Origin of the sequence: Achromobacter sp. UMC46, assembly GCF_014170335.1 — a bacterium.
Classification (GTDB): domain Bacteria; phylum Pseudomonadota; class Gammaproteobacteria; order Burkholderiales; family Burkholderiaceae_B; genus Achromobacter.
This window is the reverse complement of record NZ_LZZS01000034.1, coordinates 108,805-132,436: the sequence shown is the minus strand read 5'-3', so window position 1 is coordinate 132,436 and position 23,632 is coordinate 108,805. Positions and strand designations below refer to the sequence as shown.

The 23,632-nt window shown below is 65.2% G+C and carries 25 protein-coding genes and 1 tRNA gene; 14 read left to right on the top strand and 12 right to left on the bottom strand.

Annotation, left to right across the window (positions count from 1 at the left end):
• Window positions 1-175: 175 nt before the first annotated feature.
• Together A9973_RS23755 and A9973_RS23750 are read right to left on the bottom strand one after the other, a co-directional pair.
• Window positions 176-1,051, bottom strand: coding sequence for an N-formylglutamate amidohydrolase (locus A9973_RS23755; RefSeq protein WP_183016117.1), 876 nt, complete (start codon window positions 1,049-1,051; stop codon window positions 176-178).
• Window positions 1,052-1,121: 70 nt separating this feature from the next.
• Complete coding sequence (locus A9973_RS23750) at window positions 1,122-2,111, bottom strand: tripartite tricarboxylate transporter substrate binding protein (RefSeq protein WP_183016116.1); 990 nt, start codon at window positions 2,109-2,111, stop codon at window positions 1,122-1,124.
• Window positions 2,112-2,366: 255 nt separating this feature from the next.
• Here A9973_RS23750 and A9973_RS23745 point away from each other — a divergent pair, with 255 nt between their 5' ends.
• From A9973_RS23745 to A9973_RS23735, 3 genes are all read left to right on the top strand, one after another.
• On the top strand, window positions 2,367-3,293 hold the full coding sequence (locus A9973_RS23745; RefSeq protein ID WP_183016115.1) for a LysR substrate-binding domain-containing protein: 927 nt from the start codon (window positions 2,367-2,369) through the stop codon (window positions 3,291-3,293).
• 160 nt (window positions 3,294-3,453) lie between these two features.
• On the top strand, window positions 3,454-4,572 hold the full coding sequence (mnmA, locus tag A9973_RS23740) for a tRNA 2-thiouridine(34) synthase MnmA (protein ID WP_255469273.1): 1,119 nt from the start codon (window positions 3,454-3,456) through the stop codon (window positions 4,570-4,572).
• Between the two features lie 110 nt (window positions 4,573-4,682).
• Complete coding sequence (locus tag A9973_RS23735; RefSeq protein WP_183016114.1) at window positions 4,683-5,504, top strand: sulfite exporter TauE/SafE family protein; 822 nt, start codon at window positions 4,683-4,685, stop codon at window positions 5,502-5,504.
• A gap of 101 nt (window positions 5,505-5,605) precedes the next feature.
• On the opposite strand, the gene A9973_RS23730 is transcribed toward A9973_RS23735, so the two are convergent.
• Window positions 5,606-6,217 carry a glutathione S-transferase gene (locus tag A9973_RS23730; protein WP_183016113.1) on the bottom strand — a complete coding sequence of 204 codons (612 nt, stop codon included), beginning with the start codon at window positions 6,215-6,217 and terminating at the stop codon, window positions 5,606-5,608.
• Window positions 6,218-6,378: 161 nt separating this feature from the next.
• Here A9973_RS23730 and purB point away from each other — a divergent pair, with 161 nt between their 5' ends.
• Both purB and A9973_RS23720 read left to right on the top strand, forming a co-directional pair.
• Window positions 6,379-7,755, top strand: a complete 1,377-nt coding sequence (gene purB / locus A9973_RS23725; protein ID WP_183016112.1) for an adenylosuccinate lyase — start codon at window positions 6,379-6,381, stop codon at window positions 7,753-7,755.
• A gap of 58 nt (window positions 7,756-7,813) precedes the next feature.
• Window positions 7,814-8,272 (top strand): cytochrome c, encoded by a 459-nt coding sequence (locus A9973_RS23720; RefSeq protein WP_183016111.1) that lies wholly within the window; start codon window positions 7,814-7,816, stop codon window positions 8,270-8,272.
• A gap of 92 nt (window positions 8,273-8,364) precedes the next feature.
• On the opposite strand, the gene A9973_RS23715 is transcribed toward A9973_RS23720, so the two are convergent.
• From A9973_RS23715 to A9973_RS23705, 3 genes are all read right to left on the bottom strand, one after another.
• Window positions 8,365-9,057: a cytochrome b/b6 domain-containing protein gene (locus tag A9973_RS23715; protein WP_183016110.1), complete on the bottom strand. Its 693-nt coding sequence runs from the start codon at window positions 9,055-9,057 to the stop codon at window positions 8,365-8,367.
• An 87-nt stretch (window positions 9,058-9,144) separates the two neighbouring features.
• On the bottom strand, window positions 9,145-9,426 hold the full coding sequence (locus A9973_RS23710) for a hypothetical protein (protein ID WP_183016109.1): 282 nt from the start codon (window positions 9,424-9,426) through the stop codon (window positions 9,145-9,147).
• Between the two features lie 782 nt (window positions 9,427-10,208).
• Entirely contained in the window at window positions 10,209-10,568 is a 360-nt protein-coding gene (locus A9973_RS23705) for a hypothetical protein (RefSeq protein WP_183016108.1), read from the bottom strand.
• 114 nt (window positions 10,569-10,682) lie between these two features.
• On the opposite strand from A9973_RS23705, the gene A9973_RS23700 reads away from it, so the two are divergent.
• The 4 genes from A9973_RS23700 (at window position 10,683) to A9973_RS23685 (ending at window position 13,586) form a co-directional block, all read left to right on the top strand.
• On the top strand, window positions 10,683-11,189 hold the full coding sequence (locus A9973_RS23700) for a GNAT family N-acetyltransferase (RefSeq protein WP_183016107.1): 507 nt from the start codon (window positions 10,683-10,685) through the stop codon (window positions 11,187-11,189).
• Window positions 11,190-11,370: 181 nt separating this feature from the next.
• On the top strand, window positions 11,371-12,075 hold the full coding sequence (locus A9973_RS23695) for a DUF3053 family protein (protein ID WP_183016106.1): 705 nt from the start codon (window positions 11,371-11,373) through the stop codon (window positions 12,073-12,075).
• A gap of 67 nt (window positions 12,076-12,142) precedes the next feature.
• Window positions 12,143-13,234 (top strand): AI-2E family transporter, encoded by a 1,092-nt coding sequence (locus A9973_RS23690; RefSeq protein WP_183016105.1) that lies wholly within the window; start codon window positions 12,143-12,145, stop codon window positions 13,232-13,234.
• 130 nt (window positions 13,235-13,364) lie between these two features.
• Window positions 13,365-13,586 carry a hypothetical protein gene (locus A9973_RS23685; RefSeq protein ID WP_183016104.1) on the top strand — a complete coding sequence of 74 codons (222 nt, stop codon included), beginning with the start codon at window positions 13,365-13,367 and terminating at the stop codon, window positions 13,584-13,586.
• Window position 13,587: 1 nt separating this feature from the next.
• Here A9973_RS23685 and A9973_RS23680 read toward each other — a convergent pair whose 3' ends face one another.
• Entirely contained in the window at window positions 13,588-15,450 is a 1,863-nt protein-coding gene (locus A9973_RS23680) for a DUF4153 domain-containing protein (RefSeq protein WP_183016103.1), read from the bottom strand.
• 47 nt (window positions 15,451-15,497) lie between these two features.
• Window positions 15,498-16,454 carry an IS110 family transposase gene (locus A9973_RS23675; RefSeq protein ID WP_183016102.1) on the bottom strand — a complete coding sequence of 319 codons (957 nt, stop codon included), beginning with the start codon at window positions 16,452-16,454 and terminating at the stop codon, window positions 15,498-15,500.
• Window positions 16,455-16,820: 366 nt separating this feature from the next.
• Here A9973_RS23675 and A9973_RS23670 point away from each other — a divergent pair, with 366 nt between their 5' ends.
• The gene (locus A9973_RS23670; RefSeq protein ID WP_183016101.1) at window positions 16,821-18,395 is read left to right on the top strand and encodes a sensor domain-containing diguanylate cyclase; all 1,575 of its coding nucleotides are present in this window, start codon (window positions 16,821-16,823) and stop codon (window positions 18,393-18,395) included.
• A gap of 30 nt (window positions 18,396-18,425) precedes the next feature.
• Here the strand turns inward: A9973_RS23670 and A9973_RS23665 are convergent, their stop codons facing one another.
• Entirely contained in the window at window positions 18,426-18,674 is a 249-nt protein-coding gene (locus tag A9973_RS23665) for a 6-phosphofructokinase (RefSeq protein ID WP_183016100.1), read from the bottom strand.
• Window positions 18,675-18,849: 175 nt separating this feature from the next.
• On the opposite strand from A9973_RS23665, the gene yddG reads away from it, so the two are divergent.
• The gene (gene yddG / locus A9973_RS23660) at window positions 18,850-19,758 is read left to right on the top strand and encodes an aromatic amino acid DMT transporter YddG (RefSeq protein ID WP_183016099.1); all 909 of its coding nucleotides are present in this window, start codon (window positions 18,850-18,852) and stop codon (window positions 19,756-19,758) included.
• A 30-nt stretch (window positions 19,759-19,788) separates the two neighbouring features.
• On the opposite strand, the gene A9973_RS23655 is transcribed toward yddG, so the two are convergent.
• A complete protein-coding gene (locus A9973_RS23655) occupies window positions 19,789-19,980 on the bottom strand; it encodes a hypothetical protein (protein WP_105558470.1) in 192 nt (63 codons plus the stop codon).
• Between the two features lie 282 nt (window positions 19,981-20,262).
• Here A9973_RS23655 and A9973_RS23650 point away from each other — a divergent pair, with 282 nt between their 5' ends.
• From A9973_RS23650 to A9973_RS23640, 3 genes are all read left to right on the top strand, one after another.
• A complete protein-coding gene (locus A9973_RS23650) occupies window positions 20,263-20,514 on the top strand; it encodes a hypothetical protein (protein ID WP_183016098.1) in 252 nt (83 codons plus the stop codon).
• A 133-nt stretch (window positions 20,515-20,647) separates the two neighbouring features.
• The gene (locus A9973_RS23645; RefSeq protein WP_183016097.1) at window positions 20,648-20,839 is read left to right on the top strand and encodes a hypothetical protein; all 192 of its coding nucleotides are present in this window, start codon (window positions 20,648-20,650) and stop codon (window positions 20,837-20,839) included.
• Between the two features lie 201 nt (window positions 20,840-21,040).
• Window positions 21,041-21,952: a hypothetical protein gene (locus tag A9973_RS23640; protein ID WP_183016096.1), complete on the top strand. Its 912-nt coding sequence runs from the start codon at window positions 21,041-21,043 to the stop codon at window positions 21,950-21,952.
• 139 nt (window positions 21,953-22,091) lie between these two features.
• On the opposite strand, the gene A9973_RS23635 is transcribed toward A9973_RS23640, so the two are convergent.
• Both A9973_RS23635 and egtB read right to left on the bottom strand, forming a co-directional pair.
• Window positions 22,092-22,168 (bottom strand) — tRNA-Met (locus tag A9973_RS23635).
• Between the two features lie 140 nt (window positions 22,169-22,308).
• A complete protein-coding gene (egtB, locus tag A9973_RS23630; RefSeq protein ID WP_183016095.1) occupies window positions 22,309-23,625 on the bottom strand; it encodes an ergothioneine biosynthesis protein EgtB in 1,317 nt (438 codons plus the stop codon).
• Between the last annotated feature and the right edge of the window lie 7 nt (window positions 23,626-23,632).

The following is a 23,632-nucleotide window of genomic DNA, read 5'->3' as shown; positions in this document are numbered from 1 at the left end:
GCTGGCCTGCCTTGGGGTGGCCCTGTGGCGGGCGGGTGGGTTCTTTGGCAGGAGGGATGTTGTCGGCAAAAAAAAAAGCCCCATGGCGAACCATGGGGCTCGGGGTTTGCACCCCCACTTGCTCCGGCCAGTCTTACCACGCCGCTGGCCGGCACCTGCACGCAAACGTCCGGCGTCAGGCCGTCTGCGCGCGAGTCCAGTTGATCAGCGCGGCGGTGAGGTCGCGCAGATCGGCCTTCAGGCGGCCATAGTTTTCGGTCGGACGCAGCGTGACTTCATCCATGTACAGCTTGCGGTTGATTTCGATCTGCAGGCTGTGGCGGCCTTCTTCGGGGCGGCCGAAGGCGCGCACCAGTTCGACGCCCTTGTAGGGGTCGTTCACCGTGACGTTGTAGCCGCGTTCGCGCAGCCACGCCGCGATGAATTCGCGGAAGGCCGGATCGCTGGTGCTGCCGTCGCGGTCGCCCAACACGAAATCGGGGTGGACCAGGCCGGGGCGGTCGGTGGCGAAGGCGCCGGCGACGCTGGGCATGGAATGGCAGTTGATGTGCCAGACCTTGCCGAATTTCTTGTGGGCGGCGTCCAGCACCTGGCCCAGCGCGGCGTGATAGGGCTTCCAGCAGGCGTTGATGCGGTGGCGGACTTCTTCCACCGTCAGCTTGCGGTTGTACAGAGGGGTGCCGTCGTCCAGCATGCGCCAGATCAGGCCCTTGCCCAGCTTGACCTTGGGCGAGGCGTTGATGGCGTCGGGCCAGGCCGCATCCAGCAGTAGTTCGTCGATCTCGTCGGGCGCGCGGTTGGCGTCGATGTAGGCGCGCGGAAAACCGGCGGCGATCATCGGCACGCCCATGTCCATGGCGTCGCCCCACAGGTCGTCAACCCAGGTGTCCTCGGCAGTGCGCAGTGCGCCAAAGTCCACCGCGGCCGCGAAATCGGGAGGGTAGGCGGTGCCGCTGTGCGGGGAGTCCAGCACAAGCGGGGCCGAGGTTTCCGAATCCGGATATTGCTGCGGAAGGTCGAGCCGGTAAGACAGGGGTTGGGTAATTCGCATAGTGGGATATTGCGTTCGTGAATCGGAGGCCCCCGCCGCGCAAGCTTGCGCAGTGGGGGCCGAAGACCGCTTAGTCGATCTTCACGTTGGCTTCTTTGGCGATGCGCTTGTTCTTGGCGATTTCCGCCGAGATCTGCTTCGCGAAGTCAGCCGAGCTGTTGGCGGCGGGCTCGGCGCCCAGCGCTTCCAGGCGCGCCTTGACGTCGGCTTCGGCGCTGACCTTCTGCACGGCGGCGTTGAGCTTGGCCAGGATGGGTTCCGGCAGCTTGGCCGGGGCGACCAGACCGAACCAGGACGCGTCGTTCACGGCCGGCAGGCCGGCTTCGGCGAACGTGGGCACGTCGGGCAGGCTGGCGACGCGCTTGGGCGAGGCGACGGCCATGGCGATCAGACGGCCGGACTGCACGTGCGGCAGGGTGGAGGGCAGGTTGTCATACATGACGTCGACCTGGCCGGCCAGCGCGTCGTTCAGCGCCGGGCCGACGCCGCGGTAAGGCACGTGCATCAGATCGGTGCCCGAGGCCATCTTGAACAGTTCGCCCATCATGTGGGAGACCGAGCCGTTGCCGGCCGACGCGTACGTCAGTTTGCCCGGCTGGCTCTTGGCCAGCTTGATGAAGTCGGCCATGTTCTTGGCCGGCACCTTCGGGTTGATCGTCATGATGTTCGGCACGGCAGCCAGGTTCGAGATCGGCGTGAAGTCCTTTTCACCATCGAACGGCAGGTTCGGGTAAATGGCCGGGTTGATGCCGTGGGTGCTGACGGTGGCGATGCCCAGGACATAGCCGTCCGGCGCGCTGCTGGCGACGAAGGCGCTGCCGATCGAGCCGCCGGCGCCGCCGCGGTTTTCCACCACGACGGTCTGGCCCAGTTCCTTGCCCAGCTTGTCCGCGAACAGGCGGCCGACGATGTCGGTGGTGCCGCCGGGCGGGAAGGGGACGATCAGGCGGATGGGCTTGCTCGGATACGCGTCTTCAGCGTGCGCGATACCCGAGGTCAGCGGCATGGCCAGGGTCGCGGCAGCGACACACAGGCCCAGTACTACGTTACGGCGTTGCATGGATTCCCCTAATAAATGGAAAGCGGATGCGCAAAGGCAGACGCAAACGCGACGATTCTTTCCTGGCGAGGCGGTTTGCGCAAACGAAAGTTTCTCCGTAAGCTATGACTTTTTTTCATGCCTCTCTTTGGCCAGCATCGTTGGGACGTTACTTTCATGTAACTTTTCCGTTGATTTTCGGCCGGCTGGTGGCAGCGGAAATCCTCCGATCAAGCCCCGCTGGGGCGGGAGCCCCACGCTTCGTGGGGACGACACATGCGACGTTTCTGTCCCTCATTAACGGATCTACAGGCATTCGAGGTCGCGGCGCGCCATAGCAGCTTCACGCGTGCGGCCCAGGAATTGTGCGTGACGCAGGGCGCCGTCAGTAAACAGGTGAAACATCTGGAAGAGTTTGTCGGCGTCGAGCTATTCCTGCGGATCAGGCAAGGCCTGGTCCTGACCGAAGCCGGTCGCGGCTATCTGACCAAGATCCAGGCGGGCCTGGGCCAGATCGAAGCCGCCACCGTGGAGCTGATCGCGCACCAGGGGCAGGGCGGCACGCTCAACCTGACCTGTATGCCGACCTTCGGCGCGCGCTGGCTCATCCCGCGCTTGACGGCCTTCATGCGGCTGCGCCCGGACATCCACGTGGAATTCCTGCCGCACCGCCAGGGCTACGATTTTTCGACGCCCGAACTTGACGCCGCCGTGCGGTTCGGTGAAGGCCTGTGGCCCGGCAGCGGCTCGGACTACATCGTGGGTCGCGAGATCGTGCCCGTGTGCAGCCCGCGCCTGATCCCGGGCGGCTGTCCGTCGCCCGAGGCCCTGCTGGCCTATCCGCTGCTGCACCACACGTCGGCGCTGGAAGGCTGGCGCGACTGGTTCGAGCAGGCTGGCTGCGACACGCGGCGCAGCCTCGAAGGGGCGCGCTTCGACCAGTACGCGCTGCTGTCCCAGGCGGCCGCGGCCGGATTCGGCGTGGCGCTGATTCCGCGCTGCCTGATCGAAGACGAACTGCGCGACGGCAAACTGGCCGTCGCCATCCAGTTGCCCATCCGCGCGCGCATGGGCTATTACCTGTGCTACCCCGAGCAGAAGGCCAACCTGCCTACCTTGCAGGCCTTCCGGGCCTGGCTGATGGAAGTGTCGCGGGCGGCCGAGCCGCAGCCGCGGGAAGACGCGCTGTCCGAACTAAAATAGCCGCATCATGAGTCAAATACTTACCAAGGAATCCCCCCACGCTGCGCCTTCGGCTTGCTGCCCCCCAGAGGGGGCGGCTTTTGCCTTGGGGCGGCCCGGCGGCAAAGAGGTCCCCCCTGCCGCGCCTTCGGCTAGCGTCGCCCCCGAGGGGTTTTTTGCCTTGGGGCGGCCCGGCGGCAAAAAAGGCCGCGTCGTGGTCGGCATGTCGGGCGGGGTCGATTCCTCGGTCACCGCCTGGCTGCTGAAGCAACAAGGCTATGACGTCGTCGGCCTGTTCATGAAGAACTGGGAAGACGACGACGATTCCGAATACTGCTCCACCCGCCAGGATCTGCTGGACGCGGCCAGTGTGGCTGACCTGGTCGGCGTGGACTTCGAATTCGTCAACTTCGCCGCCGAATACAAGGACCGCGTGTTCGCGGAATTCCTGCGCGAGTATTCCGCGGGCCGCACGCCCAACCCGGACGTGCTGTGCAATGCCGAGATCAAGTTCAAGGCCTTCCTGGACCACGCGATGGCGCTGGGCGCCGAACATATCGCCACCGGCCATTACGCACGGGTGCGCGAGGTGCCGGCCGAGGGCGGTGGCATGCAATTCCAGCTGCTCAAGGCGCTGGACGCGACGAAGGACCAGAGCTACTTCCTGCACCGGCTGAACCAGGCGCAGTTGTCGCGCACCCTGTTCCCGCTGGGCGAGATCCACAAGACCGAAGTACGGCGCATTGCGCACGAGATCGGCCTGCACAACGCCGCCAAGAAAGATTCCACGGGGATCTGCTTCATCGGCGAACGGCCGTTCCGCGAATTCCTGAATCGCTACCTGCCCACTGAGCCCGGGCCGATCCTGACGCCTGAAGGGCAGAAGGTAGGGCGCCACGAAGGCTTGTCCTTCTACACGCTGGGCCAGCGCAAGGGCCTGGGCGTGGGCGGCGTGAAGGGGCGCCAGCGCGAGGACGGCACGGCCGAAGCCTGGTATGTGGCGCGCAAGGACCTGGAACGCAACATCCTGTATGTGGTGCAGGGGCACGACCATCCCTGGCTGCTGTCCGGCCGGCTGCAGGCGCAGGACGCCAGCTGGGTGGCGGGGCATCCGCCCGCCATCGCCGCCTACGGCGCCAAGACGCGCTATCGCCAGGCCGATGCGGCTTGCCGCCTGGAGCAGGCCGAAGGCGGCACCTTCGCGCTGGATTTCACCGATCCGCAATGGGCCGTCACGCCCGGGCAGTCGGCCGTGCTTTACGATGGCGAGGTTTGCCTGGGCGGCGGGATCATCCTGTAATGCAAGCGGGTCCGGCAAGAACGGACCCGGGCAAGGCCCCGCCGGCGCGATGCCGGCGGGGCCTTCTCTCATGACAAGCAAGAAACTGAACAATAAAAGAGGAGACGGTTGTGGATGTGACGATGGTGATTTGCCTGCTGGTGCTGGGGGCGGTGGTGGGTTTCGCGGCGGGCTTGCTGGGTATCGGCGGCGGGATGCTGCTGGTGCCTTTCCTGACGATGCTGTTCGCCTGGCAGGGCATGCCGCCCGAGCTGGTCGTGCACGCCGCAATCGCGACGTCGATGACGTCGATCCTGTTTACATCGGTATCCAGCGTCAGGGCGCACCAGCAGAAGGGCACGATCAAATGGCCCATCGTGTGGGCGATGGCGCCGGGCATCATCCTGGGCGGGCTGCTGTCGGGCGGGGCCGTCTTCGCGGCGCTCAGCACACTATGGCTGTCGCTGTTCTTTGCGCTGTTCGTGGGCTATTCCGGCTGGAGCATGCTGCGCAACAAGAAGCCCAAGCCGGCGCGCCAGATGCCCGGCGTGGTGGGCACCAGCGCGGCGGGGGCGGGCATCGGTTTCCTGTCGGGGCTGGTCGGCGCGGGCGGCGGATTCCTGTCGGTGCCTTTCATGGTCTGGTGCAACGTGGCGCTGCACAATGCGGTGTCGACCTCGGCGGCGCTGGGCTTTCCCATCGCGTTGGCCAACAGCGTCGGCTATGTGGTGTCCGGGCTGAACGAAGGGACGTCGCGCCCGGGCATGCTGGGCTACATCTATTGGCCGGCGCTGGTGGCGCTGGTGTGCACCAGCGTGCTGACGGCGCCGCTGGGCGCGCGCATGGCGCACCGCTTGCCGGTGCAGACATTGAAGCGGGTGTTCGCCTGCCTGCTGTTCGCGCTGGCCGCCTACATGCTGTTCAAAGCCTGGCAGACGTTCGCCGCGCAATAGGGCACCGGCAGGACGGAATTTTCAGACGTTGAAATGCAAACCGGCCGCATATGCGGCCGGTCTTCAGGCGCTCGTGCAAGACGGGCGGTCCGGGGCCGCCCTCAGGCGGTCTTGGGCATCGTGTCGATGAACGATTGCCGCTGCGCCAACTTGTCGTACAGGCGGGCAAGGTTCAGGTGGTTGACGCGCCAATCGAGCGAGGCGAAGCGTAGGTCCAGGTAGCCCAGCGCACAGCCCACGGCGATATCCGCCAGGCTGTAGTTGATGCCCATGCAGTGGGCGTTGTCGCCCAGGCTCTTGTTCATGGCATCCAGGCTCGCGTGGATCTTGCTGAACTGGCGCTCGATCCATTCGGGGCTGCGTTGCGCCTCGGGACGCTGGGTTTCCTTCACGATGGCGACGCAAGCGTCCAGGAGGCCATCAGCGATGGCTTCCCAGCATTTGACGGCTGCGCGATCGCGGCCCGGCTGCGGAATCAGGCGGGCGACAGGGGATAAGGTGTCCAGGTACTCGACGATGACGCGCGAATCAAACAGCGCGCCGCCGTCTTCCATGACCAGGCAGGGCACCTTGCCCAGCGGGTTGTACGTTTGGATCTGCGTGTCGGCGGACCAGACGTTTTCGAGTTCAAGCCGGTAGTCCAGCTTTTTCTCGGCCATGACGATACGCACCTTGCGTACGTATGGACTGGTAAGCGAGCCGATCAGTTTCATGGAGTCACAAGCGGAGTCGAAAAGCGGCCGAAGTATAGCAGGCCGGACGAGCGCCCAACCGTCCGCTGGCCGGAATCTTCGCCAGTTTGCCACAATGTTGCATTCCCCCGGATGATAAAATCGTCGGGTTTTCCCATCCGTAGCCATTTCTTCTTCAGACCATGCAAATCGCCGATCAATTGAGCCAACTTAATGCCCTTTCGCCATTGGATGGCCGTTACGCTTCCCGGGGCGACGCGCTGCGCGGTCTGCTGTCCGAGGCCGGCTTCATGGCGCACCGCGTCGAAGTCGAGGTGGCGTGGCTGGTCGCCCTGTCCGACGCGGGCCTGCCCGAGCTGCCCGCTTTCTCCGCGGCCGCCCGCCAGCGCCTGCAGCAGCTGGTGCAGGATTTCTCGGAATCCGACGCGGCCCGCATCAAGGATATCGAGCGCGTCACCAACCATGACGTGAAGGCCGTCGAGTACTGGCTGAAGGAAAAAGTGGCCGATGACGCCGAGCTGGCCCGTGCCGCCGAGTTCATCCACTTCGCCTGCACTTCCGAAGACATCAACAACACCTCGCACGCGCTGATGCTGTCGCGCGCCCGCGACCAGGTCGTCGTGCCGCGCCTGCGCGAACTCGCCGCCAAGCTGAACGACATGGCCGTGACCCAGGCGGATCAGCCGATGCTGTCGCGCACGCACGGCCAGCCGGCCAGCCCGACGACGCTCGGCAAGGAATTCGCCAACGTGGCCGCGCGCTTGAACCGCGCCATCGCCGCCGTCGAAGCCGTCGAACCCCTGGCCAAGTTGAACGGCGCCACCGGCAACTACAACGCCCACCTGTCGGCCTATCCGGAAATCGACTGGCCCGCCTTCAGCCAGCGCGTGCTGGCCGGCCTGGGCCTGACCCAGAACCGCCACACCATCCAGATCGAGCCGCATGACTGGATGTCCGCCTTGTTCGACTCCATCACGCGCGCCAACATCATCGTGCTGGACCTGGACCGCGACGTCTGGGGCTACGTGGCGCTGGGCTACTTCAAGCAGCGCCTGAAGGACGGCGAGGTCGGTTCGTCGACCATGCCGCACAAGGTCAACCCGATCGACTTCGAAAACTCCGAAGGCAATCTGGGCCTGGCAAACGCCGTGCTGCGCCATCTGGCCGACAAGCTGCCGATCTCCCGTTGGCAGCGCGACCTGACCGACTCCACCGTCTTGCGCAACCTGGGCGTGGGCCTGGGCTACTGCCTGGTGGCATGGGACGCGTGCATGCGCGGCCTGGGCAAGCTGGAGGTCAACACGGCCGCCATCGACGCCGATATCGATGCGTGCTGGGAAGTGCTGGCCGAGCCGGTGCAGACCGTCATGCGCCGCTTTGGCCTGCCGCAACCGTACGAACAGCTCAAGGCCTTGACGCGGGGCAAGGGCATTACCGAGGAAGCTCTGCGAGAATTCATCCAGGGCCTGGCGCTGCCGGATGAGCCGAAGGCCCGTTTGCTGGCGATGACTCCGCGTTCGTACATCGGGCTGGCTGCAGAGTTGGCCCGGGCGGTATAGTCGCCATGCCGCGCGCGCAATGCGCGCGGCATTGTTGTTGTCCTTACGGGAGATTGCAATGAAGAAGTTGTCCACGCTTGTCGCGTTGGCCTGTATGACGGCGGGGCCGCTGTTGGCGACCACCGCCTCGGCGCAGTTCGCCAAGCCGGAAGACGCGGTCAAGTACCGCCAGTCGGCCTTGACGCTGATGGCTTCGCACTTTGGCCGTATGGCACCGGTGGTCAAGGGCCAGGCGCCTTACGACGCCGCCCAGATCAAGGCCAACGTCGAAGTGCTGAAGACGCTGTCCGGCTTGCCGTGGGCGGCTTTCGGTCCGGGTACGGAAGGCGGCGACGCCCGTCCTGAGGTCTGGAGCGACGCGGCCGGGTTCAAGCAGAAGCAGCAAGCCTTCCAGGGCAATATCGTGAAGCTGTCGGCCGCAGCCGACGCCGGCGATCTGGACAAGCTGCGCGCGGCTTTCGGCGACGTGGGCGCAAGCTGCAAGGCTTGCCACGATTCTTACCGCAAGAAGAAGTAAGGCGCGGCTGTCCGCGGACGGCCGGCATGCTGAAGGAAAAAGCCCCTCGATATTCGAGGGGCTTTCTTTTTTTTGCGGGGCTGCCGGACGGATCAGGAAAAAGACATGTCCGCGGCTACTTCCAGCGAGCGGATCCACAGCACCAGACCCGTCACGCAGGCACCCAGCAGCAGCGCGCGCAGCCAGACCGCAATGCCGTCCTGGGCCGGCGGCGTGCCGGCCGGCAGGTCTTTGGCGTCGACGTCGCCGGTGACGATGGCGCGCACCAGGCGCTTGCGGCGCACCACCGCATACCAGGCGACGGCCAGCAGGTGCAGCGCGATCAGGCCGATGATGACCCATTCGTTGAGCTTGTGCCAAGACGTCATGAGGGCGGCGGTGGCTTCGCTGACATGCCCGAACAGCGGCCCTTGCGTCATGATGTCGTCAGTGGTGAACAAGCCGCTTGTGGCCTGGAAGCCGATGACCAGCAGCAGGGCCAGCACCGACAGCGCGCCCAGCGGGTTATGGCCGGCGGGCGCGGCGGCCCCCTTCAGGTAGCGGGCCACGGCGGCGGGGCCGCGCACGAACTGGCTGAAGCGGGCGTAGCGCGGGCCGATGATGCCCCAAAGTACCCGGAAGATGATCAAGCCGAGCGCCGTACAGCCGAAGCGCATGTGCCAGTCCATGTACAGGCCGCCCAGCTTCACGCTGACGAACGCGCCGACGATGCAGACGACAAGCGCCCAGTGGAAGAGGCGGGTGGGAAGGTCCCAGATGCGGATCGCTAGCCGGTTGTTCTGCATGGTTTTGCTGCCTGGACGGATTGCCTGCGAATTTATCACGCGCAAAAAGCAATCGCCGCGCATGAAGCGCGGCGATGGTGGCCTGGATCAGTGCGTCGTGCGGCGCACGGGTTCGATGCGGTGCACGTGCTCGTGGCGGAAGCGGATGCGCTGGCCGGGCGCCTTCTGCGTGGACGAGCCGCAAGGCACGACTTCAGTCGTGTAGGTGGTCGTGCCGTTGATCGGCGCGTTGAAAATGACCGTCGCGCGGATGGCGGGGCCGTTGGTGGGCTGCAGGTAGACGATGTCGCCGATATGGATCGGGGTGTTGTCCAGCGTCGTGTGAGCCGGGCGTCGGATCAGGTCCGAGGTGGTGAAACGAGTATTCATGGTGTTTGTTCTCTTAGGTTCTAGTTATTAGAAAGCTGCGGGGTGTTCATGCCGCGCAAGATGTGGACGTAACAAAAGCGCCTCGCATCTTGGTCGTTCGCCATGTCCGGCCGGATTGATTCGGACAGGCATGCATGACACTACCGCATAAGTGTTGCCGTCCCTTTGCGCATTCTCATATTTTTGCGTGCGCGGGTAACGGTTCAATGCCGCTGTTTGATGTCGGTCGTCAGTCCAAAACGACATCAGTTCGGGCCAGGTGGCGTGCATGTTCGGTGCATGCGCTCTTTAGGCCTGAGGGGCCGCGCAGAGTGGGTTGGTTCTGGCGGTTGCTGCGCGGCCTTCGTCGTTGGGTCGACGGATGCCGCAGCGTAAATTTGGTGCTTCTGGCCAAGCCGGACTGGCGGTTTGGCGAAGATGGTCTGGGCGGCTTCGGTGCCGCTTTGATTTCAGGGACTGCTTTGATTGTGGAAGTCGCGCTGGGTTGTTGCACGACTTCCAACTTGGAACCGAGATTTGCGTTTTGGCGTTTTGGGTTATGGGTTTTCGCAAAAACGGATCGGATTCCGGCGGCTGATACATGAGACAGGGCCAATGGCGCAAAGGCTGTTGGCACAGTACTGAATCAAGCCAGAGGTGTTCGTTTGCCGCACATGGCTCTTTGTACATCTTTGTTGTACAAGAATCCTGGGCGTGTTAAAGCACCTCAACCAACGATATTATCGTAAGTCAATGGGCTTTGCAAGTCTTTTTTGAAAGGGGGGCGGAAGGCCCCGGGGCTGTCAATGCTGGGCGGGGCGGGCCTGGCGCTGGGCCTCGATGATCAGGCCTTCCAGGCGCGGCGACATCCGCAGCGCCACTTGCGCGCCCATCGTGCCGTCCGGTTGGCGTTCGGTTTCCAGCGCCAGGCCGATGCGTTCGCCATTGAACGCGTCGGGCGCCGCTTCGATCTCGACGTAGCGCTGCAACAGCGCGTCGACGGCCTTCTGGGCATCGGCAAGGGCTTCGTCGGACAACTGGCCGTGCCCCAAGTATTGGTTCACGACGCGCGCCAGATCGTCCATGAAGAACAGCAGGGCGGCCGCGCCGCGGCAATCGGGCTGGGTGAACCCCCAGGAGGCGGAAGGAGCGTGTTGGGTCATCGTCAAGGCAAAGCCAGTGTTGCGGGCGGCCGATAGCATGGCCGGATCTCGCATTTTAAGGGATGGGGGCGCGGGGCTGCCCATGCGCCGGCATGGTGCATACTTCCATCCCTCATGATCCGACTCGCCCTGCCTTCCGACCTGGCTTGCCTGCCCGATATCGAGCGCTCCGCCGCGGCGCGCTTTCGCGGCACCGCCGTGGCTTGGGCCGCCGATGGCGACCCGCTGCCCCCGGGCGAGCTGGCCGCGGCGCTGGCGGCGGGCCTGCTCTGGGTCGCGCAACTCGACGCCGAGGTGCGCGGATTCGCGTTGGCGCGCCCGATGGGCGGCGACTTGTTTCTGGCCGAGATGTCCGTGGCCTTGCCCTGGCAGGGGCTGGGCCTGGGCCGTGCCTTGATCCGGGCGGTGCTGGCGCATGCACGCGCCGCGGGCGGATACGGGGCGGTGGTGCTGACCACTGACCGGGAGCTGCCATGGAATGCGCCGTTCTACCGCCGGCAGGGCTTCATCGAGCTGACGCCGCCGCTTCCTTTGCTGCTGCAAGCGCGGCTGCGGGCGGAATCCGACGCGGGCTTCGATGCCGCGCGGCGGTGCGCGATGGCGCATCCGTTGGGCGCATGATGGCCGGAACGGATCGGCGTCCGGCTCGGCCTGTGTCAACTCGCTTCGATCGCAACAAAATCCGCCCATGGTTGGTGGCTGGACGGCGCTTCGGGATAATCTGCCCAGGGGCGCCGGCCGGGCGTCAACGCCGGGTCTTGGCTTCCGGAACATCAACCCCCCGACAGCAAGGAGGACATGCATGTCACCGTGGCGAACCGGCCTGACGGGCCTGGCGATGGCTTCGATGCTGCTCATGACAGCCTGCGTCAATAAAGAGCCCCAGGAACGCGCGGCGTTCATCCAGCTGCTGCAAGCGCGGGTCAGCAACGATGCGCTATTGCCGATCGGCGCGCTCGATAGATCCGAGAAAGCCGCGATCGGCGATTACGCCGATGCGTACGAGGTCATCACCGGCTTCCAGAAAGAGTTGGCCGAGGCCGCCGCCCCGTTGCGCGAGGTGCTGGCGGTGGAGACGATCCGCTCGGTGGACGAGATCGTCCGCCGCAAGGCCGCCTTCGAGACCGCGCGCAAGACGCTGGCGGACAGCGCGGGCAAGCTCCATGACGCACGCGCCAAGGCCGACCGCGCGCGGGCCGCGATGACGTTGCCTCCCGATTTGGCGCCGGTCTATGGCGGCGTCTACGACGAAGCCGTGACGGCGCCCGCCGCCGAATTGATGCAGGCGGCGACCCGGATGGATTCCGTGGCGCGCGACGCCGTGGGCGTGGCGGATTTCGTGGCCGCCAACGCCGCGGACATCATGCTGGTGGATGGCCAGGCGCGCGTGGCGACGCTGACGCTCCAGCAGGAACTGAATCTGCGCTTGCAGGGACTGAACGCGCAGTCGGACGGACTGGCGCAAGCGCGCCAGACCATTCTGCTGGCCGTGGGGCTCGGGGCCTGAACCCGCCGTGAGGCGGGGGCTTTGTACAATACGGGTCTCGCGGCGTACGCCGTGCCTGGAACGGAATATGAGCCAATCATCCAGCTTGCACTACAGAACCTTTCTGCTCCTGCTCGTGGTGGTCACCATCGCGTTCGGCTGGCTACTGTGGCCCTTCTACGGCGCCGTTTTCTGGGGCGCCATCCTTGCCATCATCTTCGCTCCGCTGCAGCGCCGGCTGGTCGCACGCATCGGCGGGCGGCGCAACCTTGGCGCGCTGATCACCTTGCTGCTGGTCCTGCTGCTGGTCATCCTGCCGCTGGTCGCCATCAGCGGCTCGCTGGTGAACGAAGGCGCGAGCCTGTATCAGAGCATCAAATCAGGCGAGCTGAACTTCGGCGCTTATTTCCAGCAGGCGATGGCTGCGTTGCCGCCGTCGGTGCATGACCTGCTGGCGCGCTTCGACCTGGCCGATATCCCCAGCCTGCAGCAGAAGCTCAGCGCAGGCGCGATGCAGGCCAGCCAGTTCCTGGCGACCCAGGCGCTGAACATCGGGCAGGACACGTTCCAGTTCGTGATCAGCTTCGGCATCATGCTGTACCTGCTGTTCTTCCTGCTGCGCGACGGGCCGCAACTGTCCGCGCGCCTGAAGCGCGCCATGCCGCTGAGCAACGCGCACAAGCAGCACCTGTTCCAGAAGTTCACCACCGTCGTGCGCGCCACCGTCAAGGGCAACATCGCGGTGGCGGCGGCGCAGGGCGCGCTGGGCGGGATCATCTTTTCGATCCTGTCGATCCAGGGCGCGCTGCTGTGGGGCGTGATCATGGGCTTCCTGTCGCTGCTGCCGGCGATTGGCGCCGGCCTGATCTGGGCGCCGGTCGCCATCTACTTCCTGCTGACGGGCGCGGTGGTCAAGGGCGCGGTGCTGATCGCGTTCGGGATCCTGGTCATCGGCATGGTGGACAACGTGCTGCGCCCGATCCTGGTGGGCAAGGACACCAAGATGCCTGATTACGTGGTGCTGATCTCGACGCTGGGCGGCATGGCCCTGTTCGGCCTGAACGGCTTTGTGATCGGTCCGCTGATCGCCGCGTTGTTCATGGCCTGCTGGGATCTGTTTTCCCCTGCGTCCGAAGAACTGCGGGCCAAGGCGCAAGACGGGACGCCTCCCGCGGAATAAGGCGAACGGGCGTCGCGCCGGGGTGGCGGCAAGTCATCCGCGCGCGGCGCGCCGGGTGTATGGTGTAGCAGCGCCGCGCCTTTCCGGCCGGCTGTGCGTGTCGACTTCGCCAATCAGGAGCGTGTTGCATATGGAATGGAAACTGCATCGATCGGGCTGGATCGAAGAGCGCAACTTCGATATCGAGTTCGCCGAAACCCCCGAAGGCTTTCACGTCCGGGTCCGCATCTTGGGATTTCCGGTGCTGGAAGACACCAAACACGTATTTCCCAACGAGGGAATGGCGGAGAAGGGTGCGCTGACGCTGTTGAAGAGCCAGTTCTCGGGCACCCCTGACCTGGAAGCGCGCTAACTCAGCGCAACCGCAGCAGGTTGTCGCCGATCATCAGATCGCGTTCCGGCCGCGGCTGGGTGCGGACCAGCCCTTGTTCCAGCGCCTGCCGGATATCCACGACACCGGTCGCGTCTTCCATGGGCTGCTCGAAGCTCTCTGGCCGCAGCCAGCCGAGTTGGCTCCACGCTTGCCCGTCCGAGGCATAGGCGATCAACAGCTCCCCCGTGCTGGACGCATTGCTGCGCGGCGCGACGTACAGGACGATCTCGTCCTGGCCGTCGCCCGTCAGGTCGGCGAAGATCAGCCGGCAAGGCAGGCTGGCTGTTGCGTCCGGTGTGGCCGGGGCGGCGGGGGTTGCGCACGTCGCCGCCTGGCTGGGAGAGGATGCGCGCAGCGCATTCCACCACGATTCGGGTATCGCGCGCCCTGCCGGGGTGGTGGCGAAAGCGGGTGCGGCCACAGGCGCGGGACCGGCTGCCGGCGTCTCTTGCGCGGCGGGTTTGACGTCGTTCCAGCCGAAGTAGCTGCCCTTCAGGGCCTCGGCGGCGGCCAGGGCGATTCGCGGGTCCCGCGCACTGGCCGCGCCGTCGGCCAGCTGCTGCAAGGCGTCGCGGCCCCAGTGGCCGTATTCCCTGCCCATGGCGTAAAAACTGAACCGTTCCGGATCCAGGCGTCCGTCGACCAGGCGCCGCAACTGGCTTTCCGCCGTCAGGCGCAGGGGGTTGGCGACCGGCGTATTCACCGCGATCAGCAGCCCCAGCGAGGCGAAGGCCGCGACCAGGTTGGTGGCGCCCAGCGCAAGGTAGTCGTGCTTGGGGCGCAGCGCGGCCCAGGCGTAGCCCGCGCCGTACAGCATCAGCACCATGCTGCTGACGACTCCCCAAACCCGCAGGACCGTCCAGCCATATTGCTCGACGCGGACAACGGCACCGTACAGGGCCACCGCGGCCAGCGGCAACAGGCACACCATCGCCGCGCGCAGCAGCATGCGCAACCGCGGCCCGAAAGGGGCGGCTTCGGGGCTGTCTTGCCAGGCGGCATTGATGAGCTTGATCCACGCAAGCGAGAACGCGATCAGCGCGCCGGCCGAAAGCTGGACGGCTTGCAGGCCAAGCGCCATCCGGGCGGCCAGCGCCAGCGTGAATGCCAGCCCCACCAGCGTGACCAGCGGCAGCAGCCAGGCGTTCAGCGTCAACCAGGAACGCTGTAGCGTGTCAGTCAGTTGCGGCCGGCGGCGCACCCCCACCAGGCAGGCGGCCAGCACCATCGGCCAGACGGCAAGCCGGAAGTACGCATTGTCGACGAGGACGCGCACGGCCTTGATGCCGATCATGGTGAACATCGCACCCGCCGCGGTCAGCAGCAGGCATACCGCCGAGGCCAGGCAGGCGGCCAGCGTCAGGTGCACCGCATTGCGCCACGCTGCGCGGAACACGGCGGGGTAGCCCCACTGGGGCTTGCGGGCATCCAGCGCCTGGATCAGCGGCAGGAGAATGAAGCCCGCGGCGCCGGTCAGCAACAGCGCCAGGGCCAGGTCATTGCCTTGCGGCCAACCGCCTGGTTCGTTGGGTAGCGAACCGTTCGCGGACGTCAGGCCGTAGGCCATCATGGCGGGCAGGATCAGCCCGTATGCCGCCAGCGCGGCGAGCCAGCGCCGGCTGCCGCGCATGCCGGCCAGCAGCGCGCCGGCCAGCGGCGCCAGCGCCACCCATTGCAGCCAGAAGGCCAACACGAACGGATGGCCCCAGGGCCAGGCGCGGGCGGCCATTAACGCATAGAGGATCAAGCCGGCCAGGGCCGCAATGGCGCCGTAGATCAGCACGGTCTTGTCGGACGCGCCCAGCGTGGCGGGGGCGGAGGGTTGGGGGGACGGTTTCTGCATGGCGGCGATAGTAGCAACCCGCCGTCAACGAGATTCTATGGTTTGGGTCAACCCATAACCGGCCGCAATTTCCCAGGATCGAAGGGCTGACCAGTGCGCCAGACCCCGTAGGCGATGCGCAAGAGTTTGCGCGCAATCACCACCAAGGCTGCCGTCGAAGCCAGGCCGCGTGCCCGGAGCATGGCGTAGTAATCCTTGAAGTAGATCGAACGCGCTGCCGAACTGGCCGCGTTGTAGAGCAAGGTCCTGGCTGCCTTGTCTCCCTGTTTGCTCAAGCGCCGCCGGCCCGTCTTTCTACCGGACTCGTTCGGCCTGGGGTCCAGCCCGCAGAAGGCCACCGCTGCATCGCTGCTGGCGAAGTGGACCCGGTTGAACAAGGTCGTCAGGGCCGCGCCATTGATCGGGCCGATGCCGCAGATGCTAGTCAGCAGGCCGTAGGTCTTGGCCCACTCACTGTCGGCCTTGATCGTGGCGATCAACTCCCGCTCAAGCTGTTCGGCCCACAAGTTCAGGCTTGCCAGGGCCTTCTTCTGATGGCTGCTGGCGCAACCATGGCGCTGCGCGGACAGCCTCAACGACGTGCCTACGCGCACCACCGTTGACCGAAGCGCCTGGAGCGACTTGGCCTGTTGCAGCTCTGGCGATATTGGCTCATAACGGTGTAGTTTTGTACGCCGCTGTGCGATGTACTGCGCAATAACCTTGGCATCCAGACGATCGGTCTTGCCCCGGTTGCCCAACGAGATGGCGTAATGATGCACATGGGTAGGGTTCAGGACGTAAACCTCAAATCCCTGGTCGTGCGCCGTGCGGGCCAATAACTCCTGGTAGCCCCCAGTCGCCTCCATCGCGATCACGCTGCCGGCGGGCAAACGCTTGAGCCAACCGACGATACTGGAACGATTGTTGGGCAGCACGCCCGCCACAATCCCTCCTTCATGACCGGCAACTTGCAGCTCAAATTTACCGACATCGACCCCAATAAAACAGCCTGATGTTTGCATGATTGCTCTCCCTGCGATACGTTAAGTCCGCTGGGGTAGCCTCGCCTCGGGCGTTACCTTGCGATCAATCGGCGGTCCTGGCCGCTAGATTCCTTATCGACGCTGTGAGGCGGGGTGGGATGCTCTCGTTGTGGCAGTCCGGCGCCTACCGGCTGATGGATGACGACGTCCCATACCCCAGCGCCCTCCCCACTGCAGAGGGCGCACCTACACCATACAAGGATGACCAGGCGTATCCATGTGTCAGGAAGTCGTCGCCTGCCCGAAAATTTCGGAGTAAATTGGGGACGCGGTGCACGTCGCCAGAAGGCGCGGCAGCGCCGTGGACGACATGGGGGAGGCGCATGGGAACAAGAGGGATGGGCGATGGCTGACGGCGAAAGCCTGGCTGGCGCGAGGACTCGTCCGAAGCACCGGTACTCGATGAGGACCGGTTTGCTGGTGCTCGTTTTCACCTGTATTTCACCGGCCCTTATCGTGGCGTCGATAGCGGTGTATGAAAGCTACGCCATCCAGAAAGAACGCATCTTCCGCGACACGATTTTCCTGGCCCGCAACCTGACCGCCATCCTTGACCGCGAGTTGACAGGCGTCGAAGCGGGCGTGCAGATGCTGGCGTCCTCGCCGGATCTGATCAGCGGCGACCTGGCGGGTTTCCATCAGCGCGCGCGGGAATCGCTGCGGTTCCAGATCGTGGACAGCTATGTCCTGACCGACCGTGAGGGCAAGCAGATCATCAACACGCTGGTGCCGTACGGCACGACCTTGCCGCTTAGCGGTGCGATGCAGGACTTGAACCGGGTATTCGAGACGCGCTCACCCGTGCTGAGCCGGCTGTTCACGGGCGGCGTCAGCCAAAAACCGACGATTGCGCTGGGCGTGCCGGTGGTGCGCGGCGACGCGGTCGTCTACAGCCTGAACGTGGGTCTTTCGCCCAGCCGCATCGGCAACGCATTGGGCCGCCGGGCACTTCCCGACGGCTGGGTGGCGGCCGTGCTGGACAACTCGGGGACCATTGTCGCCCGCACCCGCGACGCCGAGAAGTTCGTGGGGCAGAAGGCGGTTCCCACGTTGGCCCAAGCCGTGCAGCAGGAAAGCGAGGGCGCGCTGGAAAGCACCACGAAGGAAGGCACGCCGGTCTACACCGCGTTCAGCCGGTCGGCAGTGTCGGGCTGGACGGTCGCGGCTGGCGCGCCCATGACCCTGCTGACGATGGACCTATACCGGTCCATCGCCTGGTTGGCGCTGGGCACCTTGTTCGCGTTCGGCCTGGGGCTGTGGCTGGCCTTGCGCCTGGCCAGCCGCCTGACCTCGGCGGTGCAGGGCCTGGTCGGCCCGGCGCTGGCGCTGGGCGAGGGCCGCACCGTCGAATTGCCGCTGACCCGCGTGAAAGAGGCGCAAGAGGTCGGCACGGCGTTGTTGCAGGCCTCGCGGATGTTGGCGCATGCCCAGCATCTGGCGCACTACGATCCGCTGACGGGCTTGTGCAACCGGGTGCTGTTCGGCGAGCTGATCCTGCGCGAATTGGCGGTGGCCCAGCGCAGCGGAGAGTCCTTCGCCATCCTTGCGATCGATCTGGACGGCTTCAAAGCCGTCAACGACCTGCATGGCCATGCCGCCGGCGACACCGTGCTGAAGGAAGCCGCCGACCGGATGGCTCGCGCGATCCGGCTATCCGACGTGGCGGCCCGCCTGGGCGGCGACGAATTCGCGGTGCTGCTGATGGGCGTGGGCCAGGAAAACGCCCAGATCGTGGCCGAGGCGCTGGTCGAGAGCCTGTCCTTGCCCTATCCGGGTATCCGCGTCGCGGTGTCGGCCAGCGTGGGCATCGCCATCTATCCGCAGTCTGGCATCACGATGCTGCAATTGCTGGAACGTGCCGATGTGGCGCTGTACAAGGCCAAGGGGCAGGGCAAGCGGCGGGTGGCATCCGATCTGTGAGGCGGGAGCGGCTCCCAGGCGCTCAACCCGTCACGCCGGGGCAGGCGCCTGTTGCGGCGCCAGGGCCGTCAGCACTTCCCCTGATTTCAGGCGATACCGCTTGTCGCCCAAGGCGATGACGTGTTCCCCTTCCGACGTCCTGAGGATATAGCGTGTGGTGGGCGGCGGCGGGTCCATGGTTCCCGGGTCGTCCGCTTGCAAGAAGACTTCAATCCGATAAAGCCTGCCAGACTCCGTGCTGGCGAGCACATCGCTCAATCTACGTATGGAAATGGCCATGCGGATGCTACTCCCTCTTGTTCATTGTTCCAGTGGGTATGTCGCTTGTTGGCACGGATTTCCCCCCGTGCCGGCCGATCACTACGTTAACGCCTGGTATTCGCTACACTTGCCCGCCTGACGCCGCGCCTGGCTTGCAGGCAATGCGGCATGCAGCAGAGCAAGCGGAACGGTAATGCAAATTTCCCTTGGCCGGAATACGGCCACTATCCTAGGTTTGCTGGCGATCCTGCTATGGGGCACGGTGGTCGGCCTGATTCGCAGCGTCAGCGAGAGCTTCGGCGCCATCGGCGGCGCCGCGCTCATTTATACGGTGGGTTCGGTTTTTCTGGTGTGTCTGCTGGGCTTTCCGAAATTGCGCAGTTTTCCCCGGCGCTATCTTGTCGTGGGCAGTCTGCTGTTCGTCGCCTACGAGATCTGCCTGTCGCTGTCCTTGGGGTTCGCGCTTGACCGCGGGCAGGCCATCGAGCTTGGCATCGTCAACTATCTCTGGCCGTGCCTGACTGTGGTGCTGGCGATCGTCATCAATGGCCAGCGGGCCAACGCGTGGGTCGTGCCGGGAATTCTGCTGTCGGTATGCGGCATCGTCTGGGTCGTGGGCGGATCAGGCGGACTGTCTTGGGAACGCACCCTGGCCAATGTATCGAGCAACCCCCTGAGTTATGGATTGGCATTCAGTGGCGCCATTATCTGGGCCGTCTATTGCAACGTGACAAAGCGGTACGCCGACGGCAAGAATGGCGTCGCGCTGTTTTTCATGCTGACGGCGGCGGCATTGTGGATCAAGTATTGCTTCAGCGCCGAGCCGGCGCTGGCATTTACCGGATCCGCCACATTCGAACTGTGCGTCACCGGCGGTGCGATGGCGGCCGGCTATGCATTGTGGAACGTGGGAATACTGAAAGGCAACCTGACCTTATTGGCCACGGCGTCCTATTTCACCCCCGTGCTGTCCACCTTCTTCGCGGCCGTATGGCTGTCGACCCGCCTGACCCCGCCATTCTGGCAAGGCGTGGCGATGGTCACCGCCGGTTCATTGTTGTGCTGGGCGGCGACACGAGGCAAACCCGCCCGGGGCGGATAGCCCGGGCAGGTGGCCGCGATAGCGGTAGCGTCAGTCGATCAGCATGGTCTGGGCCACTGCGTAGCCCAGCGGGATCAACAAGAGCGAAGCAAAGGTTGAACTGACAATCGCCGCCGAAATCTTCAGCCAGGGCTCAGGCCCTGCGCTTTGAATCGTTTGAATCACCAACGCGACGATACCCATAACCATCAAACAGCTGATAACCACTGCTACATAAGTCATGTTGTCTCCGTCCTCGCCTGATTAAAGGGATGCGGCGCCGCTTGTGCGGTCTATATGTTTGTACTGATTGTGCGCCTGTATTCGCGGTGTGGACCCTAGGGTTTTCCTGGCGCGAACCCCGTGGTGTGGCATTTTTGCCGCGGGGCATGCAGCATGGAATCATGTGCGTCCGCAGCATTTCGAACGGCGTTCGGCGCATGGGCGGCGCGGTGCCGGTACGTTGCCGGCGATTCGCGGCTTTGCGCTACGATGACGGCATCCCATTACTGATAAGGCTGCCAGATGCCGCATAGATTGCGTCCCGGCACGCGTGCCACGCTACAGGTCAGGCAGCTGATGCCCGGCGAGTTCGCGTGGATCATCACCTTGCTCGATCCCGAATCGGGCAATGTGCATAGCACCAATTATTCCGAGAGGCGCTATGGGAGCCAGGACGAGGCGTCGGCCGCCGGCAAGGCGGCCGTGATGGCATTTCTTGGCGGCGACGGCATTAATGCCCTGGTGTTGCCCAAGGACGACAAGGCCAAGTCCTGATCCCGCATCGCTGAACGCCTTCGGCAAGCCCTCGGTAGAGGGCTTTTTTTGCGGCTGGCGGGACGGGTTTTCCGAATCGGGAACGCCAATTGCTGTAGAGCGGGCGGCGCGATTGGCGCCGGAGGAGCACACCATGACCCCATCCCCGCATCGAGAACCCGGCCTGCCCGACGACCTGTCGCCGGACGATCCCTCTCTACCCGGCAACCTGCCGCCCGACGATCCGTTGCCGGATCCCAACCAGCCGCCCGACGACCCGCCGTCGCACGATCCGACGCCGCCCGCGCCGGATCCGCGCTTGCCCGGCGCGATTGACCTGGCCTGAACGCCGGTGTCGCCGCGATTCAATGACAACCATGAGGAGTCCGATATGCGTTCCATCCTGCTGTGGCTGCTAGGGGTGCCCATTCCCATCATCATCCTGCTGGCGCTGTTCTGGCATTGACGTGCCTGCGGTTTCTTGCAACGGCACCGCTGCGGGCTTGGCCTGTGGCCGCCGCGACAAAACAATCAACAAGGAATCACCATGGAAAACGCATCTTCACTGAGCCAGCCTTATGCCGGCGCCGTGCCTCCCCATGAATCGGCTGTCTCGGCCGTATCCTGGGCCGCCGTATTCGCCGGCGCGGTGATCGCTGCCGCGCTGTCGCTGGCGCTGTTCGCCGGCGGCACGGGCCTGGGCTTCCTGTCGGTGTCGCCCTGGGCCGACGAGGGGGTGTCGGCGCCAGCGGTCGGCATCGGCATCATCGGATGGATGCTCTTCACGCAGATCGTGTCTTACGGCATCGGCGGCTATGTGGCCGGACGCCTGCGCACGAAATGGGTGGACGTGCATTCGGACGAGGTTTACTTCCGCGACACGGCGCATGGCTTCCTGGTGTGGGCGTTGAGCGCGGTGGTCAGCGCCGTGCTGCTGGGTTCCGTGATCGCCACGGTGGTGTCCGGCGCGGCCAAGACCGGCGCGACGGTGGCGGCCGGGGCGGGAGCGGCGGCCACGGCAGCCGCTGCCGCAGGCGCGAGCAGTGGTGGCATGGGTCAGGCCACGGACTACTTGACCGACACGCTGATGCGCTCGGATCGTCCCGATGCGGGCGGCGACCGCAGCACCGCCCGGGCGGAAGTGGGCCGCATCGTGGCGATGAGCCTGGCGCGCGGCGACATGGCGCCCGAAGACCGCGACTATGTCGTGAAGGTGGTGGCCGCGCAGACCGGCACGGAACCGGCCGTGGCGCAGCGCCGCGTCGAGCAGACGATCGCCAACGCCAAGAAGGCGGCCGAAGACGCCAAGCAAAAAGCCAAGGAAGCCGCCGACGCCGCCCGCAAGGCCGCCGCCGCCTTCGCGCTGTGGGGCTTTGCCTCGATGCTGATCGGCGCCTTTGTGGCAAGCCTGTCGGCAACCTGGGGCGGCAAGCGCCGCGACATGCTGCGCAAGGTGTAGTTGTTTCAGGCGCAGTTGTTTCAGGTGCAGTTGCTTCAGGCGCAGTTGCTTGGGATGTACCCCGCTTGGGATGTACCCCAGTTGCAGCGCTCGCCGCAATGCAAAAGGCCCTCACCGAAGTGAGGGCCTTTCTGAATTCTGGTGGCGCATCCCTGATTCGAACAGGGGACCTGCGGATTATGATTCCGTCGCTCTAACCGGCTGAGCTAATGCGCCAACTTGGGTCTTACTCTTGTCCTGCTTTTCCCCGCTATTCAGTGCTTGTTTTGTAGCGCTGAGTAACGAAGAACGAAATTCTAGCACGAAACTTTTTTGCCATGCAAGCGGGGGGCAAGGCAAAAACTTGAAGGGACGTGTCAGACGTCCCGGGCAAGGCGGATGCCCGAGAACTGCCAGCGGGCGTCAGGTGGAAAGAAATTGCGGTAGCTGGCGCGGACGTGGTCGCGCGGCGTGGCGCAGGAGCCGCCGCGCAGCACGTACTGGTTGCACATGAACTTGCCGTTGTATTCACCGACCGCGCCCGCGTCGGGCTTGAAGCCGGGGTAGGCGTCGTAGGCGCTTGCGGTCCATTCCCATGCGTCGCCGAACAGCTGGACCGGGCCGCCCGACCCATTGCGGGCCGGCGCGGGGCGCGGGTCCAGGTGGCCGTTTTCCAGCATGTTCGCGCGGCCGGGAAAGGCGGGGTCGGCCAGTTGGCGGGCGGCGTGTTCCCATTCCGCTTCGCGCGGCAGGCGCACGCGGGCCCAGCGGGCATAGGCATCGGCCTCGAAGTAGCTGACGTGGGTGACGGGGGCCTGCAATTCCAGTTCCTGCATGCCCCGCAGCGTGAACACGCGCCAGTCGTCGCGCTGGCCCTCCCAATACAGCGGGGCGCGCCAACCATCCGCGCACACGCGGTCCCAGCCGGCCGACAGCCAGAGTTCGGGCCGCTTGTAGCCGCCGTCGCGGATGAAGGCCAGGAATTCGTGCTGCGTGACCAGGCGGTCGGCCAGATGGAACGGCGCCAGCAGCACCTCGTGGGCGGGGCTTTCGTTGTCGAAGCCGAAGCCGCGGCCGTCGTGGCCGATGCGGGTGATGCCGCCGCCGTAGCGGGTCCAGCCGGCTGGCGTCCCGGGAGGAAGTGCCGGGGAGCCGCCGGTCACGTAGGCGGGCTTCAACGGGTTGGCCGACAGCATGTGCTTCACGTCGGTCAGGATCAGTTCCTGATGTTGCTGCTCGTGGTTCAGGCCCAGCTCCAGCAGGGCGTCGAAGTCCGGGTCATTGCCGCCCAGGCGGGAAATCAAGTCGTGCATGGCGGTGTCCACGTGCTGGCGGTAGTGCAGCACGTCGGCAAGCGACGGGCGCGACAGCAGGCCGCGTTGCGGGCGTGGATGCTTGGCGCCGATCGCGTTGTAATAGGAGTTGAACAGCACCCGGTACTGCGGATGGAACATCGTGTAGGGCGGATGGAATTGCGTCAGCAGGAAGGTCTCGAAGAACCAGGTGGTGTGCGCAAGATGCCATTTGACGGGGCTGCAATCGGGCATCGATTGCACCTGGCAGTCCTCGGGGCTGAGCGGTGCCGCCAGCGCCGTGCTGGTGGTTCGCACTGCGTCATAGCGGTCATGCTGGCCGGCCTGTCCGCTGGCATAGGGTCCGGTGGCGGGATGAGTCAGCAGGCAGGCAGGTTCCATGGCGATC